The 16,296-nt window shown below is 44.8% G+C and carries 17 protein-coding genes; 10 read left to right on the top strand and 7 right to left on the bottom strand.

The features are described from left to right. Positions 1–76 precede the first annotated feature (76 nt). From mnmE to rpmH, 5 genes are all read right to left on the bottom strand, one after another. Positions 77–1,438: a tRNA uridine-5-carboxymethylaminomethyl(34) synthesis GTPase MnmE gene (gene mnmE, locus L5M18_RS10920; RefSeq protein WP_263164821.1), complete on the bottom strand. Its 1,362-nt coding sequence runs from the start codon at positions 1,436–1,438 to the stop codon at positions 77–79. Positions 1,439–1,544: 106 nt separating this feature from the next. Beyond that, positions 1,545–3,173, bottom strand: coding sequence for a membrane protein insertase YidC (yidC, locus tag L5M18_RS10925; RefSeq protein ID WP_105250801.1), 1,629 nt, complete (start codon positions 3,171–3,173; stop codon positions 1,545–1,547). Between the two features lie 3 nt (positions 3,174–3,176). Beyond that, positions 3,177–3,431, bottom strand: a complete 255-nt coding sequence (gene yidD / locus L5M18_RS10930) for a membrane protein insertion efficiency factor YidD (RefSeq protein ID WP_006083829.1) — start codon at positions 3,429–3,431, stop codon at positions 3,177–3,179. Beyond that, positions 3,398–3,754 (bottom strand): ribonuclease P protein component, encoded by a 357-nt coding sequence (gene rnpA / locus L5M18_RS10935; protein WP_105250802.1) that lies wholly within the window; start codon positions 3,752–3,754, stop codon positions 3,398–3,400. Before rnpA ends, yidD begins: the two co-directional genes overlap by 34 nt. 15 nt (positions 3,755–3,769) lie before the next feature. Next, on the bottom strand, positions 3,770–3,907 hold the full coding sequence (gene rpmH, locus L5M18_RS10940; protein ID WP_006083827.1) for a 50S ribosomal protein L34: 138 nt from the start codon (positions 3,905–3,907) through the stop codon (positions 3,770–3,772). A gap of 445 nt (positions 3,908–4,352) precedes the next feature. Between rpmH and dnaA the strand changes: the two genes are divergently transcribed. The 5 genes from dnaA to gyrB are packed head-to-tail and all read left to right on the top strand — an operon-like array spanning position 4,353 to position 10,579. Continuing rightward, complete coding sequence (dnaA, locus tag L5M18_RS10945) at positions 4,353–5,741, top strand: chromosomal replication initiator protein DnaA (RefSeq protein WP_006083826.1); 1,389 nt, start codon at positions 4,353–4,355, stop codon at positions 5,739–5,741. 19 nt (positions 5,742–5,760) lie between these two features. Next, entirely contained in the window at positions 5,761–6,861 is a 1,101-nt protein-coding gene (dnaN, locus tag L5M18_RS10950; RefSeq protein ID WP_105250803.1) for a DNA polymerase III subunit beta, read from the top strand. After that, positions 6,836–7,066 (top strand): hypothetical protein, encoded by a 231-nt coding sequence (locus L5M18_RS10955; protein ID WP_147250508.1) that lies wholly within the window; start codon positions 6,836–6,838, stop codon positions 7,064–7,066. Before dnaN ends, L5M18_RS10955 begins: the two co-directional genes overlap by 26 nt. Then, positions 7,063–8,145 (top strand): DNA replication/repair protein RecF, encoded by a 1,083-nt coding sequence (recF, locus tag L5M18_RS10960; RefSeq protein WP_219255772.1) that lies wholly within the window; start codon positions 7,063–7,065, stop codon positions 8,143–8,145. Before L5M18_RS10955 ends, recF begins: the two co-directional genes overlap by 4 nt. 16 nt (positions 8,146–8,161) lie before the next feature. Further along, a complete protein-coding gene (gyrB, locus tag L5M18_RS10965) occupies positions 8,162–10,579 on the top strand; it encodes a DNA topoisomerase (ATP-hydrolyzing) subunit B (RefSeq protein WP_105250805.1) in 2,418 nt (805 codons plus the stop codon). 110 nt (positions 10,580–10,689) lie between these two features. Here the strand turns inward: gyrB and L5M18_RS10970 are convergent, their stop codons facing one another. Then, positions 10,690–11,352, bottom strand: a complete 663-nt coding sequence (locus L5M18_RS10970; protein WP_105250806.1) for a glutathione S-transferase family protein — start codon at positions 11,350–11,352, stop codon at positions 10,690–10,692. A gap of 236 nt (positions 11,353–11,588) precedes the next feature. On the opposite strand from L5M18_RS10970, the gene L5M18_RS10975 reads away from it, so the two are divergent. Genes L5M18_RS10975 through L5M18_RS10990 form a run of 4 tightly spaced genes read left to right on the top strand, consistent with a single transcriptional unit; the run spans position 11,589 to position 13,837 of the window. Beyond that, positions 11,589–11,894, top strand: coding sequence for a c-type cytochrome (locus L5M18_RS10975; RefSeq protein ID WP_263196934.1), 306 nt, complete (start codon positions 11,589–11,591; stop codon positions 11,892–11,894). A 1-nt stretch (position 11,895) separates the two neighbouring features. Then, the gene (locus L5M18_RS10980) at positions 11,896–13,122 is read left to right on the top strand and encodes a sulfite oxidase (RefSeq protein ID WP_263196936.1); all 1,227 of its coding nucleotides are present in this window, start codon (positions 11,896–11,898) and stop codon (positions 13,120–13,122) included. Next, complete coding sequence (locus L5M18_RS10985; RefSeq protein WP_263148671.1) at positions 13,122–13,505, top strand: cytochrome C; 384 nt, start codon at positions 13,122–13,124, stop codon at positions 13,503–13,505. Before L5M18_RS10980 ends, L5M18_RS10985 begins: the two co-directional genes overlap by 1 nt. Further along, positions 13,502–13,837: a c-type cytochrome gene (locus L5M18_RS10990; protein ID WP_263164815.1), complete on the top strand. Its 336-nt coding sequence runs from the start codon at positions 13,502–13,504 to the stop codon at positions 13,835–13,837. The genes L5M18_RS10985 and L5M18_RS10990 overlap by 4 nt, the downstream gene beginning before the upstream one ends. 93 nt (positions 13,838–13,930) lie before the next feature. Here L5M18_RS10990 and L5M18_RS10995 read toward each other — a convergent pair whose 3' ends face one another. Then, positions 13,931–14,851, bottom strand: coding sequence for a biotin-dependent carboxyltransferase family protein (locus L5M18_RS10995; RefSeq protein ID WP_263164813.1), 921 nt, complete (start codon positions 14,849–14,851; stop codon positions 13,931–13,933). Between the two features lie 333 nt (positions 14,852–15,184). Here L5M18_RS10995 and L5M18_RS11000 point away from each other — a divergent pair, with 333 nt between their 5' ends. Next, positions 15,185–16,225: an HDOD domain-containing protein gene (locus tag L5M18_RS11000; protein ID WP_263148668.1), complete on the top strand. Its 1,041-nt coding sequence runs from the start codon at positions 15,185–15,187 to the stop codon at positions 16,223–16,225. Positions 16,226–16,296 lie beyond the last annotated feature (71 nt).

Below are 16,296 nucleotides of genomic sequence, written 5' to 3' on the forward strand. Positions count from 1 at the left end.
GGAAATATTCGGTTGTAGATAAAAAATTAGCCCATATTGTATGGGCTGATTTATCTGGAAATAATATTAAGGTTAGTTATTTTCCGATACAGAAAGAGCTAAAAATTTTGCCTAAGAGATCATCTGAGGTGAAGCGGCCAGTGATTTCTGATAGTGCTAATTGGCACATGCGTAACTCTTCTGCCAGCAGCTCTCCTGCTAGATAAACTTCTAATTGTTCTTTACCCAATTGCAGATGGCTTGCGGCGAGTTCTAGGGCTTCTAAGTGACGACGCCGGGCGATAAAGCCACCTTCGAGGTTACTCTGGTAGCCCATGAGTGATTTTAAATGCTGCTTTAACTGTTCAACACCTAAGCCCGTTTTAGCCGAGATCCGGTAAACACTATAACCTTGTTCCTCTGTCATCATTAAGTCTTCGCCAGTAAGATCGGCTTTATTGCGGATCACTGTTACACCTAAATTTGAGGGCAGGCGATCGATAAAGTCAGGCCAAATATCATGGGGATTAACGGCGGCAGTGGTGGTGCCATCCACCATAAATAACACCCGATCGGCACTGTTTATTTCATTCCACGCGCGTTCTATACCAATTTGTTCAACGGTATCTGTCGTATCACGTAGGCCTGCGGTATCTATAATGTGCAGCGGCATGCCATCTAAGTGGATGTGCTCACGTAATACATCCCGTGTTGTACCAGCAATTTCGGTAACAATAGCCGATTCTTTACCGGCTAAGGCGTTTAATAAGCTGGATTTTCCGGCGTTAGGACGACCCGCGATCACGACTTTCATGCCTTCGCGGATGATAGAACCTTGTTTAGCACTGGCTTGCACTAGGTCAAGTTTGTCGATGATTTTGTAGAGTGCATTGGCAATTTTGCCATCACTTAAAAAGTCGACTTCTTCATCGGGGAAATCAATCGCAGCTTCTACATATAAACGTAGGTTAGTGACTTGATCCACCAGCTCATGGACTTCCTTAGAAAATTCACCCTGGAGTGATTGCAGCGCGCTTTTAGCCGCTTGCTCACTGGTGGCATCGATAAGATCGGCAATCGCTTCGGCTTGGGTTAAGTCTAGCTTGTCGTTCATAAAGGCTTGTTCGCTGAACTCACCGGGTTTGGCTATTCGAATACCACCGACTTCCATTACACGTTTGATCAGCATGTCTAGAACGATTTGGCCGCCGTGGCCTTGAAGCTCTAATACATCTTCGCCAGTAAAGGAATTGGGGCCTTTAAAAAACAGCGCTATGCCTTGGTCGATTACTTGGCCTGTTGCACTTTTAAAGTCGCAATAATCGGCATATCTCGTTTTAGGAAGATGACCCAATACGGCCATAGCGACATCACTGGCCTTGTTGCCTGAAATTCGGATGATGCCAACGCCGCCACGTCCGGGCGCGGTGGCTTGAGCCACGATAGTGTCAGTTGTCACGGAAATACCCACCAAACTAATATCTATCAAATCATGTAAAGGAAAAGGCGGCTAATTAAGCCGCCTTTAGTATTATTTTCACTTTATGCTTTGCTAAAGGTAGGGCTTATTTTAAGCCTTTTTTCTCAAGACCTGCATAAATAATCTTCTGCTGCGTGATGGCAACTATGTTACCTACTAACCAGTACAGTACTAGACCTGATGGGAACCACAGGAAGAATACGGTAAAGATTACTGGCATCCATTGCATCATTTTCACTTGCATTGGATCCATTGTCGGCGCAATTGGTTGCATCTTCTGCATTACAAACATAGAGACGCCCATCAGCAGCGGCAGTATGTAGTAAGGATCTTGTACCGATAAATCGTGGATCCACAGCATAAATGGTGCATGACGTAATTCGAAGCTTTCTAGCAATACCCAGTATAAGGCAATGAAGATTGGCATCTGTAAAATAATAGGTAAACAGCCACCCATAGGGTTAACTTTTTCTTTCTTATACAGTTCCATCATGGCTTGACCCATCTTTTGACGGTCATCACCAAAGCGTTCTTTCAAATCTGTTAGCTTAGGTTGCAGATTACGCATCTTCGCCATTGAGGTGTACTGCGCCTTTGTCAGCGGGAACAGTAAACCACGAACGGTTAATGTTATCAGAATAATTGCCACACCCCAGTTACCGACGAATGATTGATAGAACATCAATAGCCAGTGAATAGGAACCGCTAACCACCATAAGAAACCGTAATCAACCACTAGATTTAAGGTTTCAGAAATCGCTGACAGTGCTGCTTGATCCTTAGGACCAACATAGAACTGTGAGCTAATTTCTTGGCTGGCACCAGGTGCAATATCGTATACCGCGCCGCGGAAACCAATATTAGCTAAACCGCCAGCACTGACACTAGAAAAAATGGTGTTGCTGTCAGTTGCGGGTGGCACCCAAGCTGAAACGAAATAGTGTTGTAACATGGCTGCCCAACCGCCTAAAGTGGCTTGGTTCAGGTTACTTTTGGCCATGTCGTCAAAGTTGTATTTTTCATAGCGCACATCATTCGTTGAGAACGCACCACCACGATAGGTAGGCATCATCATGCTGCTTTCAGATGGCTTGATCGTTTGTTTAATCTGACCATACATCTGAACTTGCAGTGGTGCTGCTGAAGTGTTGTTGATTTTATAGTCAACATCTATGTTGAACTTACCGCGATGGAATACGAACACTTTAGTGTAAGTCACACCATTGTCAGCGATATAAGTTAACGGTACTTCTAAGGTATCTTGGCCTTCGGCTAAGGTATATTCAGTTGCCGTTGTGCTAAATGCGGCACGGCCTTTTGCGCTGCTATCAATACCATCGCGACCAATTAGGCCACTTTGAGCGATATAAGTGAAATCATTCGTTTGCTCAAGCAATACGAATGGTTGATCTTTCTCTAGTTCTTTTTTGTGCGAAACTAACGCAGCAAAAACGATGTCACCACCCACTGGATTGATCTGAATGTCTAACTGATCTGTTTTTACCGTAATCAGTTTGCTGTTTGCAGTAACTGCTGCAGCAGGAACACCTGTATCAGCTTCTGGAACATCGGCACTGTGCGAGCTTGCCGCGTTCGCCACTAAGGACGATTCGGTTGCAACGGGTTTAGGAGCTTTGTCTGCTTGCCACTGTTGCCACAGCAAAAAGCTGACAAACAGTAGTCCTATGAGCAATATATTGCGTTGAGATTCCATAGCCTATTTATTACACCTATCATTTTTAGGGGGGACGGGATCACTACCGCCGGGATGTAAAGGGTGACATTTTAATATGCGTTTCAATGCAAACCAACAACCTTTCGCGGTTCCATGCACTTTTATTGCTTCAATAGCGTAGTGAGAGCAGGTGGGATTGAAACGGCATCGAGGGCCCAGTATAGGGCTTATGAATACTTGATAGCCACGAATTAACGTGGTCGCTAGCCATTGTAGCGGCGACTGAGTTTGCGCCATAGCTTTTCTATCAATTTGTTGATTTCAGCGTTTTCCATTTCCATCACGCCATTTCTGACAAGCACAACAATATCAAGATGAGGAATGTCGTGTTGATTCAAGCGAAAACTATCTCTGATCACGCGCTTAATACGGTTACGTTGATTGGCGCGTTTTACATAGCGTTTAGCAACAGTAAGGCCCATACGCGGATGTTGTTCCGTGTTAGGAATAGCGAGCAAGGTAATTTCAGCAGAAGATGCTTTGATGGGATTGGAAAATACAGATTTAAATTGCGCGGGAGTTAACAAACGTAACTCCCGCGAAAAGGTATAGCTAGTCAACTAGTTACCCACTTATTAAGCAGATAAACGAGCGCGACCTTTCGCACGACGACGTGCAAGCACCTTACGGCCGCCTACAGTAGCCATACGAGCGCGGAAGCCGTGAGAACGCTTGCGCTTCAGGTTGCTAGGTTGAAAAGTACGTTTACTCATGATGGCAATCCGTCTTTGTTATTAGTGAACATATCCTTATCTCTAGGATAGAGGTAAGGGCAAAAAAGAGGCCGAATTGTAATCACAATACTTAGTCACGTCAACAACGAAAGTAAGTAAGTGCTTTATTTCTGCCAGCGTATCCTTAGATCAACCCCCAGAATACACCATAAGATGTGGATAACTCTGTGTACGGACACTACATGTAGTAGTGCAGGGGATCTTCGAGCCGATCGAAGGGGCGCCATTATAGATCAATGTGGATCGCTTAATAAAGCAGGATTTGCGGTTAGTGCTGAATAAAAGGATCGTTTTGGATCTTTGATGATCGAGGATATCCACATAGAATGATCTCGCTGGGGATAAATATTTTTTAAGGATAGCGATCCTTGAGATCTCGCTATAGAATACACCTCTTTTTTGATGATCTTTTGGGGATAACTAAGTGGCTGTTTCACTTTGGCAACAATGTATCGGACGACTGCAAGATGAGCTTTCTGCTCAGCAGTTCAGTATGTGGATCAGACCGTTACAAGCCGAAATGGATGGAGATACTCTGGTGCTTTATGCGCCCAACCGCTTCGTGCTTGATTGGGTCAGAGATAAGTACATCAATATCATTAATCAGTTCTTTACTGAGCAAATGGGTAGCGACGCGCCTAAATTGCGTTTCGATATAGGTAGTCGTCCTTCGGCGAAAAAGCCTAGTGTTCCAGCACCGATTGCGCCAACTCGTGTAGCGAATACCCAAACTAAAGCGACGGTAGGCACGACGTTTAATGTCCAAGCCGAGCCTATGGCGAACGCGAATCACCGCAGTAACATTAATCCGAGCTACCAGTTTGATAACTTCGTAGAAGGTAAGTCTAACCAATTAGGTAAGGCTGCGGCGTTACAAGTGGCTGAAAATCCGGGTGGTGCTTATAACCCACTATTTTTATATGGCGGAACAGGTCTAGGTAAGACTCACTTGTTGCACGCTGTCGGTAACGGGATCATTAAAAATAATCCTAATGCCAAAGTGGTTTACATGCATTCCGAGCGTTTTGTCCAGGACATGGTTAAAGCGCTGCAAAACAATGCGATCGAAGAATTTAAACGTTACTACCGTAGCGTCGATGCCTTGTTTATTGATGATATTCAATTTTTTGCCAATAAAGACAGATCCCAAGAAGAATTCTTTCATACCTTCAATGCGTTACTTGAAGGGAATCACCAAATTATTTTGACTTCAGATCGTTATCCAAAAGAGATCGACGGTGTTGAAGACAGATTGAAATCGCGTTTCGGTTGGGGTTTAACTGTGGCTATTGAGCCACCAGAGTTAGAGACCCGCGTAGCGATCTTGATGCGTAAAGCTCAAGAGAGCGGCATTAACTTGCCCGATGAAGTGGCTTTCTTTATTGCTAAGCGTTTACGTTCAAACGTACGCGAGCTAGAAGGGGCATTAAACCGTGTTATCGCCAACGCTAACTTCACGGGTCGGCCAATTACTATTGATTTTGTTCGTGAAGCCTTACGTGACCTCTTGGCACTTCAAGAAAAATTAGTCACTATAGACAATATTCAGAAAACCGTAGCTGAATACTACAAGATCAAGATGGCTGATATGTTGTCTAAGCGTCGTTCACGCAGTGTCGCGCGCCCAAGGCAAGTGGCAATGGCGTTATCCAAAGAATTAACTAACCAAAGCTTGCCGGAAATTGGTGATGCTTTTGGTGGTAGAGATCACACCACAGTGTTGCATGCCTGTCGTAAGATTGCTCAGCTACGGGAAGAGAGCCACGACATTAAAGAAGATTATGCTAATTTGATTAGAACCTTATCTTCTTAAAACAAGGAATTTGGACACGATGAAATTCTCAATTGATAGGGATGCCCTATTAAAGCCGTTGCAATTGGTGTGTGGTGCGGTAGAAAGACGCCATAACTTGCCCATTTTGTCTAACCTCCTTGTAGAAGTAAGTGGTCACTCACTTAAGCTGACTGGTACAGATTTAGAAGTCGAACTCGTGGGCCAAGCTGTGGTTCACGGTGATATCGAAGAAGGTCGTACTACGGTTCCAGCGAAGAAACTGCTCGATATTGTTAAGTCTTTGCCAGAACAAAGCGAACTGAAAGTCGAACAACAAGATAATAAATGGTTGCTGCGCTCAGGCCGTAGCCGTTTTTCCTTAGCGACTTTGCCCGCAGAAGAATACCCTAACGTTGAAGCCTTCCAAGCTGAGATTGAATTTAGCTTGAAGCAGGGCGTGTTGAAGTCAATTATCGACTCGACGCAGTTTTCGATGGCTAACCAAGATGTACGCTATTACCTCAACGGATTATTGTTTGAAACAGAAGGTAATGTTTTGCGTGCGATAGCGACCGACGGTCATCGTTTAGCCTTAAGTCATCGTACGATTGAAGCACAATTACCGGAAAAACAAGTCATTGTGCCCCGTAAAGGCGTAATTGAAATGGCGCGCTTATTGGAGTCTGACGATCTCGATATCACCATTGCTATTGGTGATAATGCTATTCGTGCTACTACGGCTAACACAGTATTTACCAGTAAATTAGTCGATGGTCGCTTCCCTGATTATCGCCGTGTATTGCCAAAGGGCGGTGATAAAATTGTGATTGCGAGTCGTAATCACCTGAAGCAAGCGCTGACGCGGGCTTCTATTTTATCCAATGAAAAATTCCGTGGTGTGCGTATTCAACTCGAAAATGGTCTGCTCAAGATCACCGCTAATAACCCTGAACAGGAAGAAGCGGAAGAAATCATCGATGTGGAATACAACAATCAGGCCCTAGAAATTGGTTTTAACGTCAGTTACTTACTGGACGTGCTCAACAACCTTAAGTCCGATGATGTGCGTATCACACTCATTGATGGTAACTCCAGCGCCCTAATCGAAAACCATTTGGAAGAAGATTCCATGTATGTGGTTATGCCGATGCGCTTATAAACCATCGATTTTTACGTTACCCGTGTCTGTACCTCTGTCTTTGATGTCTATGCCGCTTAACGGCGGCACAGTGTTTAATGCACAGCATTGGCCATTCCTTCACTCATTTACCGATAGTCTTAGCCTGTGGCAGCGATTGAGTTGCTCGTTAAGTGCTATGAATCCTTGCCTACGCCGTTTACGCGGCTTAATGAGTAATGCATGAGCCTGACCCGTCTCAATATCGAAGCGTTTCGCAACATTCAGTCCGCACAGTTAATCCCAGCATCTGGGATTAACGTGATTTATGGTCAAAATGGCAGCGGAAAAACCAGTATTTTAGAAGCCATTTATTTCCTCGGTATGGGGCGCTCGTTTCGCAGTCATTTATCCCAACGAGTGATTAATCACGATGACGATAAATTAACGCTCTTTGCGACTTTAAATTTAGCGCGCGGTGACAGTAAAATTGGTTTACGCCGATTTCGCAATGGTGAGACGGAAGTGAAAATCGACGGCGAAAAAGTCAAACGTCTGTCGACCTTAGCCGAAGCTTTACCTATTCAAGTGATCACACCTGAAAGCTTTTCTTTACTGTTTGAAGGCCCAAAATCCCGTCGACAATTTATCGATTGGGGCGCATTTCATGCTGACCCACAGTTTTATGGCGCTTGGACGAATGTTCGTCGCGTTCTTAAGCAAAGAAATCAATTGCTTAGAAACGGTTCGGCTTACAGTCATATTCAATTTTGGGATCAAGAGTTTGTGCGCTATGCCGAGCAGGTCACCGAAATACGAAACCATTATGTAGACTCGTTAAATGAGCTACTTAAGGGTATAATCGGGGAGTTTTTACCGAGTGTAGATGTGAAGGTTTCATTTACGCGCGGCTGGGATAGTAAAACGGATTTTGCAGAACTACTCGAAAACCAATATTCCAGAGATTTGGCCACAGGTCATACCGTCAGCGGTCCCCATAAAGCTGACCTTAGACTTCGTGTAGGCACTTTGCCGGCGCAGGATGCCCTGTCCCGTGGTCAATTGAAATTATTAGTCTGTGCACTGCGTATTGCACAGGGAAAGTTGCTCAAACAACAAATAGATAAAAACAGTATTTATCTTGTGGACGATCTTCCGTCCGAGTTGGATGCACAGCATAGGCAGCTATTGCTTAAGCAGTTAACGGATACCGGAGCACAAGTTTTTGTGACCGCCATTGATCCTGCTGCAATAGTCGATTCGTTACACACGCCTCCCAGTAGGATGTTTCATGTGGAACAGGGACGTGTAACGGTAATTGAATAACCATTGAGAGAATAATATGTCAGAGAATAGTTACGATTCTTCGAGTATTAAGGTCCTTAAGGGCCTTGATGCAGTACGTAAGAGACCTGGGATGTATATTGGTGACACCGACGACGGTACGGGTCTACATCATATGGTGTTCGAAGTAGTCGATAACTCTATCGATGAAGCCTTAGCCGGCCACTGTAGCGATATTACGATTACTATCCATGTAGATGGTTCGGTTTCTGTTAAGGATGACGGCCGTGGTATTCCGGTCTCTATCCATGAGGAAGAAGGCGTATCGGCGGCAGAAGTTATTATGACGGTATTGCATGCCGGCGGTAAGTTCGACGATAACTCCTATAAAGTGTCTGGCGGTCTCCACGGCGTGGGTGTATCGGTTGTAAACGCTTTATCTAAAAAGCTGCAAATGACCATTCGTCGTGCTGGCAAAGTATACGAGCAGTTTTATACTCACGGTGTGCCTGATGCGCCGATCAAAGAGATTGGTGATGCAACCAAAACCGGTACTGAAATCCGTTTTTGGCCAAGTGAAGATACCTTCAGCGATGTTGAGTTTCACTTTGAAATTCTGGCAAAGCGTGTGCGTGAACTGTCTTTCCTTAACTCAGGCGTGGGTATTCGTCTGGTTGATGAACGCGACAATAAAAATGAATTTTTCAAATACGAAGGCGGGATTAGCGCATTCGTCGATTACCTGAACCGTAATAAAACGCCAGTCAACAAAGATGTATTCCACTTTATGCAAGAACGTGAAGATGGCATTACCGTTGAAGTGGCTATGCAGTGGAATGACGGTTATCAGGAAAATATTTTCTGTTTTACCAACAACATCCCACAGCGTGATGGTGGTACTCACTTAGTCGGTTTCCGTAGTGCGTTGACACGTAACCTCAACAGCTACATGGAAAACGAAGGTTATAACAAGAAAGGCAAAACCAGCGCGACTGGCGACGATGCCCGCGAAGGCTTGACTGCCGTTATCTCTGTTAAAGTGCCAGATCCAAAGTTCAGCTCGCAAACCAAAGACAAACTGGTTTCTAGTGAAGTGAAAACCGCGGTTGAACAAACCATGGGTGAGAAGCTGAACGATTATCTGCTGGAAAACCCAGCTGATGCGAAGTTGATCGTCGGTAAGATTGTCGATGCTGCCCGTGCCCGTGAAGCGGCGCGTAAAGCTCGTGAAATGACCCGTCGTAAAGGCGCACTCGATTTAGGTGGTTTGCCAGGTAAGCTGGCCGATTGCCAAGAAAAAGATCCTGGTCTTTCAGAAATTTACATAGTGGAAGGTGACTCTGCTGGCGGTAGTGCTAAGCAGGGACGTAACCGTAAGAACCAAGCGATTTTGCCACTGAAAGGTAAAATTCTAAACGTTGAGAAGGCCCGCTTCGATAAGATGTTGTCTTCTCAAGAAGTGGCCACACTGATCACGGCACTTGGCTGTGGTATTGGTCGCGACGAATATAACCCAGATAAAACCCGTTATCACAACATCATCATCATGACGGATGCTGACGTCGACGGCTCGCACATTCGTACTTTGCTGTTGACCTTCTTCTTCCGTCAAATGCCTGAATTGATTGAACGTGGTTATGTGTATATTGCTCAACCGCCTTTATTTAAAGTGAAAAAGGGCAAGCAAGAACAGTATTTGAAAGATGAGCCAGCATTGACTCAATACCTCACGACTCAAGCATTGGATGGCACTGTTGTGTATCCAACGCAAGGTGCGATTGGTATGTCAGGTGAGCCGTTAGAGCGTTTAGTGACTCAGTATCGTGAAGTGGAAGCCATTGTGGCCCGTTTAGAGCAGCGCTATCCAACGCACATTACTAACCGTATGCTTTACCACCCAATGATCACCAACGATATGTTGGCCGATGAAGGCAAGATGAAAGAGTGGATCGATGCCTTTATCCATGAGCTGGTGGAAATGGAAAACAGCGGTGTACTGTATTCTGCTGAGCCGATTCTCGATCCTGAGCGTAAAGTGTATCTGCCTAAGATCACCATTCGTAAGCACGGTATCGATACTAACTATCTGTTTACTTATGACTTCTTCCAATCAAGCGATTATCAACGTATCGGTAAGTTAGGTGCGGCGTTAGATGGCATGATTGAAGAAGGCGGCTATGTACAACGCGGCGATCGTGTTAAAGAAGTCGGCAGCTTCCTCGAAGCGCTAGATTGGACGATTTCTGAAGCCAAACGCGGCTTATACATTCAACGTTATAAAGGATTGGGTGAGATGAACCCTGAGCAATTGTGGGAAACTACAATGGATCCTGAATCACGCCGTATGTTGCAAGTCACGATCGATGATGCTGTGGGTGCCGATCAGTTGTTCACTTGTTTGATGGGTGATCAAGTTGAACCTCGTCGTGAGTTCATCGAAGCGAACGCATTGAACGTGGCTAACTTAGACGTTTAATGCTAGATGTATAATATTAGACGTGTAATGCGTGTTAAGACTCGCGTTAGTACTTGAATGATTAAGGGAAAGCCAAGGCTTTCCCTTTTTTATCTCTATGATTTATCTCTTTATCGATCAATACCCGCTTCATCCGCTGCAACAATTTCAGTCTCTGCTTTAGCCGCATTAATCCACGCCTGCATTTCCGGACAGCTGATCACATGCTGCATATAGGCACGGCTTGCCTGCGAGACTTCAATATCGTAGGTAAGAAAACGCATAACCACAGGGGCAAACATCATGTCGGCAATCGACCATTGGCCAAATAACCAAGTACCTTCCGCATGTGATGGGGCAAACTCGGCCATTTGTGCTGACCAAATCGCATCGATGCGCTCAATGTCTTTGCGGACCGCATCAGTGAGCTCAACATAGCGCCTCGCGCGTATGTTCATTGGTAGAGCGTTACGCACGGCATTAAAGCCTGAATGCATTTCACTGGCAATCGATCTGGCCTTGGCTTTTTGTTTAGGATCTTGCGGCCATGCGCTACCTGCAAGATAGGTGTCGTTGAGATATTCGCAAATCGAAAGTGAATCCCATACCGTAATGTCACCATCGACTAATGTCGGTACTTTTAAAGTCGGCGAAATGGCTTTGAGTTGCTGATAGAAGCTGTCGGTATCGAGTTGCAGTAATACTTCGTTGAACTGCACGCCAGATTTTGCGGCCATAAACCAAGCCCGCAGTGACCAGCTAGAGTAGTTTTTATTGCCAATATAAAGATCCATTGTTTGTCCTTGAGTGAAATGCCGAGTGTTTCTGCAAAGCTACTATATGGACTCATTTCACCTATGACTAATGAATATTTTACCCTTTCTACATCCGCTAATACGCGTCATTTCTCTTGAGCTTACGAGTCACTTTTATTGAATTTAAACGACCCACAGCATTGAGATAATTTAACCATATCTTAATTACTTTGCTCGATGGATTCTGTCGAGATAAAGGCTAATTGGCGAGATAAATGGATGTGGCAGCGAGTGATTTACCCCGTAAGTGCACTGATTTTATGCTATCGGCGGTGGCAAACGCCGATGAGGCAAATAAGTTATTGAATATGTGTAAGGCCTGTCATGGCGAGTCCGGTGTGAGTCGTTTTGAGCATATTCCTAATATCGGATGGCAAAACTCAGAATACCTATTGAAGCAACTGCGAGCCTTTAAGGCGGGGAATCGCCAAGATCCCACTATGACTAAAGTCGCCCAACTCTTGACTGAGGCTGATATGCAGCTGATGGCGGATTACTTTTACCTCGGAAAGGATAAATAACATGGATCTTAATCGTCGGGTTTTTATTAAAGGTGCGGTAGCGACGTCTGTGTTATCAGCTTTACCCGTTAAGTGGGTATTTGCCGAACAGCTTCCCGCAGCCGTCACTCCTCTGGATATATCAGCATTAACTTGGACTAAGGCAGATGACTTACCGAGTTATTTCAAAGTGTTAAACACTCATCCACTGAATGCGTTTCCGCCGGAGCATAAGCTCGCTCCTGCCGTGACGCCTGCAGATGCCTCGTTTATCCGTTGGAATGGCATAGTGCCTGACTTTAAGGCGTTAGATGCTAAAACTTGGACTTTTCAAGTGGATGGTGAGTCTGTAATCACCCCAAAAACCTACACAATTGATGAACTTAAGCGTCGCTTTAAGCATTACACATTGCAGTTGCTGATTGAATGTGGCGGTAATAGTCGCTCTGGCTTTTTTCCTAGTACTAAGGGTAATCAGTGGAATAATGCCGGCGTATTTTGCTCCGAGTGGACAGGTGTCTTAGTGAGTGATGTGCTTAAGGATTGCGGTATTAAATCTGATGCTGTTTACACAGGCCATCACGGTGTTGATCGGCATTTGAGCGGCAAAGGTGAGGCGATTTCACGCGGCGTACCAATAAAGGCGGCGCTTGAAGAGCTTGGGCTTATTGCATGGTCGATGAATGGTGAGGACATTCCTTATCTACATGGATATCCCTTACGTATTGTGTTTGGTGGACGGCCGGGCTCCGTTTCGCAAAAAGCGGCGACGGGGATCAGTGTGCGTAATAAAGTTCATGATGGACATAAAATGGAAGCACCAGCGTATCAACTCCCTAAATATCCGATAGCGCCAGGTGAGTCTGTTGATGATAAAGACTATAAAATCATTGAAGAAATGATAGTGAAGTCATTGATCACTCAACCCCAATCTGGAACCGAATTAGCTGTGGGTCAAAAGATGACTATCGCAGGTCATGCTTGGGCGGGATTGCGGGAAGTGGTTAAGGTGGAAGTCAGTTACGATTATGGCACCCGTTGGTTTGCCGCTGAATTAGAAAAACCTAAAAACATAACAGCATGGCAGCAATGGAAGATTGAATTGCAATTACCGTCGCAGGGTTATTATGAAATCTGGGCCAAAGCGACCGATAGTGAAGGTGATAGTCAGCCTGTCGTACAACCGCAATGGAATCCTAAGGGATATATGTTTAACGACTGCCACCGTATTGCCGTTAGGGTGGTGTGATGAAGTCGCATATCAATAAACTGATATTGCTTGGGCTAGTGGCATCCAGTATTTCGCTAGCCGCTGAGTATCCAGTGGACCCTAAATCGGGTTTGATCATGGCTCCTGGCTGGGAGTTAGTGAACTATCAATGTAATGCCTGCCATACCAGTATGATAGTCGTGCAAAACCACGGCGATAAAGCCTTTTGGAAAGAGACTTTGCAGTGGATGATAGACACTCAGGGTTTATGGGACTTGTCGGATACTTGGGAGCCCACCTTGAGTTATCTAAGCACTCATTATGGGCAGGCTGAAATGGATATGACGATCTTCAGACGTCTACCTTTAGAACCGAACCTGCAGCCTGTGCTAGTTAACCCTTTCCCTAAGGAACCAAAATGAAAGCGATTATCATAAGTTTGATTGCGCTATGTGGCTTATCCACAGAGGTTAATGGAGAGGTTTATCAAGCAGATATAGAGCGAGGTCAGGCATTGGCTACAGCACAGTGTGAGTCATGCCATGGCAATGCGGTGATCGCTATGGCCAAGCAATTCCCAAACTTAAAGGGACAAAAATTAGCTTATCTTAATAAACAGCTCGTCGATTTTAAAACCGGTTTACGACTCGAACCTTTGATGCAATCACAAGTCAGCGCGTTAAGCTCTGAGCAATTACAAGATGTGGCGCTGTTTTATAGCCAGCAAGTTACACCGAACCTAAGTGCGAATTAGCACGAGCATAGTGTGTTATTTGAATTAAACCGATATAGGGTTTAGTAGGGAATACGGGGTGATATTTTGTAGATTTGATTATGCAGTGGTTCGTTAACCTAGGCTACGTTGTAGTCGGTAGAAGTAGTCATGCCATTCCGCTTGCGCCGTTGCCGCTTGTTCATCGTCAACCAATTCGAATTTAACTGTCTGCCCTGGGCGAGTTTGGGCAAGCTTCCAAAGATCGGCTTCAATAATTACGGCTATTTGCGGATGACTGCTGGTGGTCTGCGCATCGGCAAGTAACACGAGTGGTTGCCCTGAAGCGGAGACTTGAACCACTCCGGGGGTGACTGTGTGTGATTGTACAGGGAATGGCTTCGCCAATGTTAACGTATCACCTTTGAGTATTGCACTCGCACGATCACTTTCAGCTGAAAGTTGCCACTGTGTTTGCCAGAATATTTGCTGAGATTTCAACGAGAAGGCTTGGGTGTGCTTTGTTGCGAGTGCGCGAATATGCCCATTCCAACTTTTTTGAATTGCGCCAACTTGCCTTCTTAGTGGATGAGCGGAACCTAAGGTCAGGTTATCGCCAGCTTCTAATGCGCGGCCATGAAATCCACCGATACCTGAGGTTAAATCAGTTGCAGCAGAATCCATCACTAACGGCACTTTAACGCCGCCGTCAACCGCAACATAGGCACGCATGCCTTTATTTCCCCCTCTAAGACTGAGTTTTTGTCCTGCCTTAATGGAGTAGCGCCAGCCGCAAACTATGGGTTTATTGTCTATGCGGGCATCGAAATCGGCACCCGTTAAGGCAATCCAAGCATCGCGTTTAAACAAAAAAATCGATTGTCCGAAGGTCAATTCCAGTACGGGTGTATTGTCTGGATTTGAGAGTAGGCGGTTTGCTAAACACAGTGCAGGTCTATCTAAGGCACCAGCTTGGGTTACGCCTAAATGTCGATATCCCATGCGTCCGATATCTTGAACTGTGGTTAGTGCACCCGCTTTTATTACCTCGATCATCAAATTTTCCGTTGTTAGCTCGCGAGTAGATTGTTAATCAATTAAAGGGAGACAAAATATGTATCCCTTTAGGAATGGTAGGCGTATTGTCAGTTAAATGATGCTGAAATGTAAGTTTTTTGAGGTTTCAACTTGTAACCAAGATTGTCTTTGTAAAAGCAGTAATGGTGGGATAGAAGAAGTCCGAAATGAATTGAATATGTTACACTTAAGCTAAGTATTAGCCTGTCTACAATGTCTTAATACACGGCTTGAGCTGATCAAAATGGATTTATGATGGGCAATATTTAACTGACTTTTTAACAATTATTTATAATGACAGGTTGATGCTTCTTGATTAAATCACTTTTTAATAAACTCTTTAATATTCGCGATACGGCGACCGTTGAGAGACCCAAAAGTTTTTCAACGACGGACTTAGGTAAGTCGCTTGAACCTGCGCGAAAGCCTGCTAAACCTCTCGAAGACATTAGCGTGGTATCTGTCGATTTATCTGCACTCTTTTATAGTTTGTTATTTCCGACACGGGTTAAGGACACTGGCGGTGTAGCGAATAATCTTGAACGTAGAGTCATGGCGGAGATAGAGCAGGCCTTGGCATCGCCACAAGTGATCGCCGAGAAAGTGTTAAAGCTGCCGTCAAAGGTATTGGAATTAGATCGTAAGCTGGCCGATCCTCAGTTTGATATTAAGGATCTATTAGCGCTTATTGAGCGAGATCCTTTATTGAGTGTGGAGGTGCTTAAGCTGTGTAATTCTCCCGCGTTTAAACGTAGCGATAGGGATATCACCAGTTTACAGCAGGCTTTGGTACAGCTTGGCCGCGAACAGTTGAGAAAATTTGTCACTACTTGTTTAGTGCGTGAAATGTTGGATATTAAACCAATCTATTTCCGTCGTTTTGGGGCTGAAATTTGGCGCCATTCGATGCAGGTTGCTTTTCTTGCCAGTGAGTTAAGCGATGAAGATCAAGATACGGCTTTTTTATTGGGCTTATTACACGATGTCGGCAAGTTGGCCATTTTTAAAATGCTTCTCGATGCATTTGTACAGGCAGAGCCGGGAGAACAGCCTAATTCTGGATTATTTAGACAAGTGATGACGACGAAATCGTTAACCTTGAGTTCATTGCTTGCTAAGTATTGGCAGTTACCCAATACCTTTGAAACAGAATTAGACAAGCTCGCCAGTGTAAACTCGCGCCCGCAAGCGGGGCTCGCCGCTGTGGTGTGGCGGGCGAATGTGATTAGCGAGATTTCTATGCTGCATCAAGCAGGGCAATTGTCCCCTGAGATACTGGCGAATTTACTGCAGCAAGTTAACTTAGATCAAACTCAATTTGATGGCTTACATCAAAAACTGACGCAGTTTTGATTGGGCAATTTAATACGTTTGGTATAAGAAATCAGGACAATAAAAAACGCGCTATGAAGCGCGTTTTTTAT

This window comes from Shewanella sp. SM20 (genome assembly GCF_025654545.1).
Taxonomy (GTDB): Bacteria; Pseudomonadota; Gammaproteobacteria; order Enterobacterales; family Shewanellaceae; genus Shewanella; species Shewanella oncorhynchi.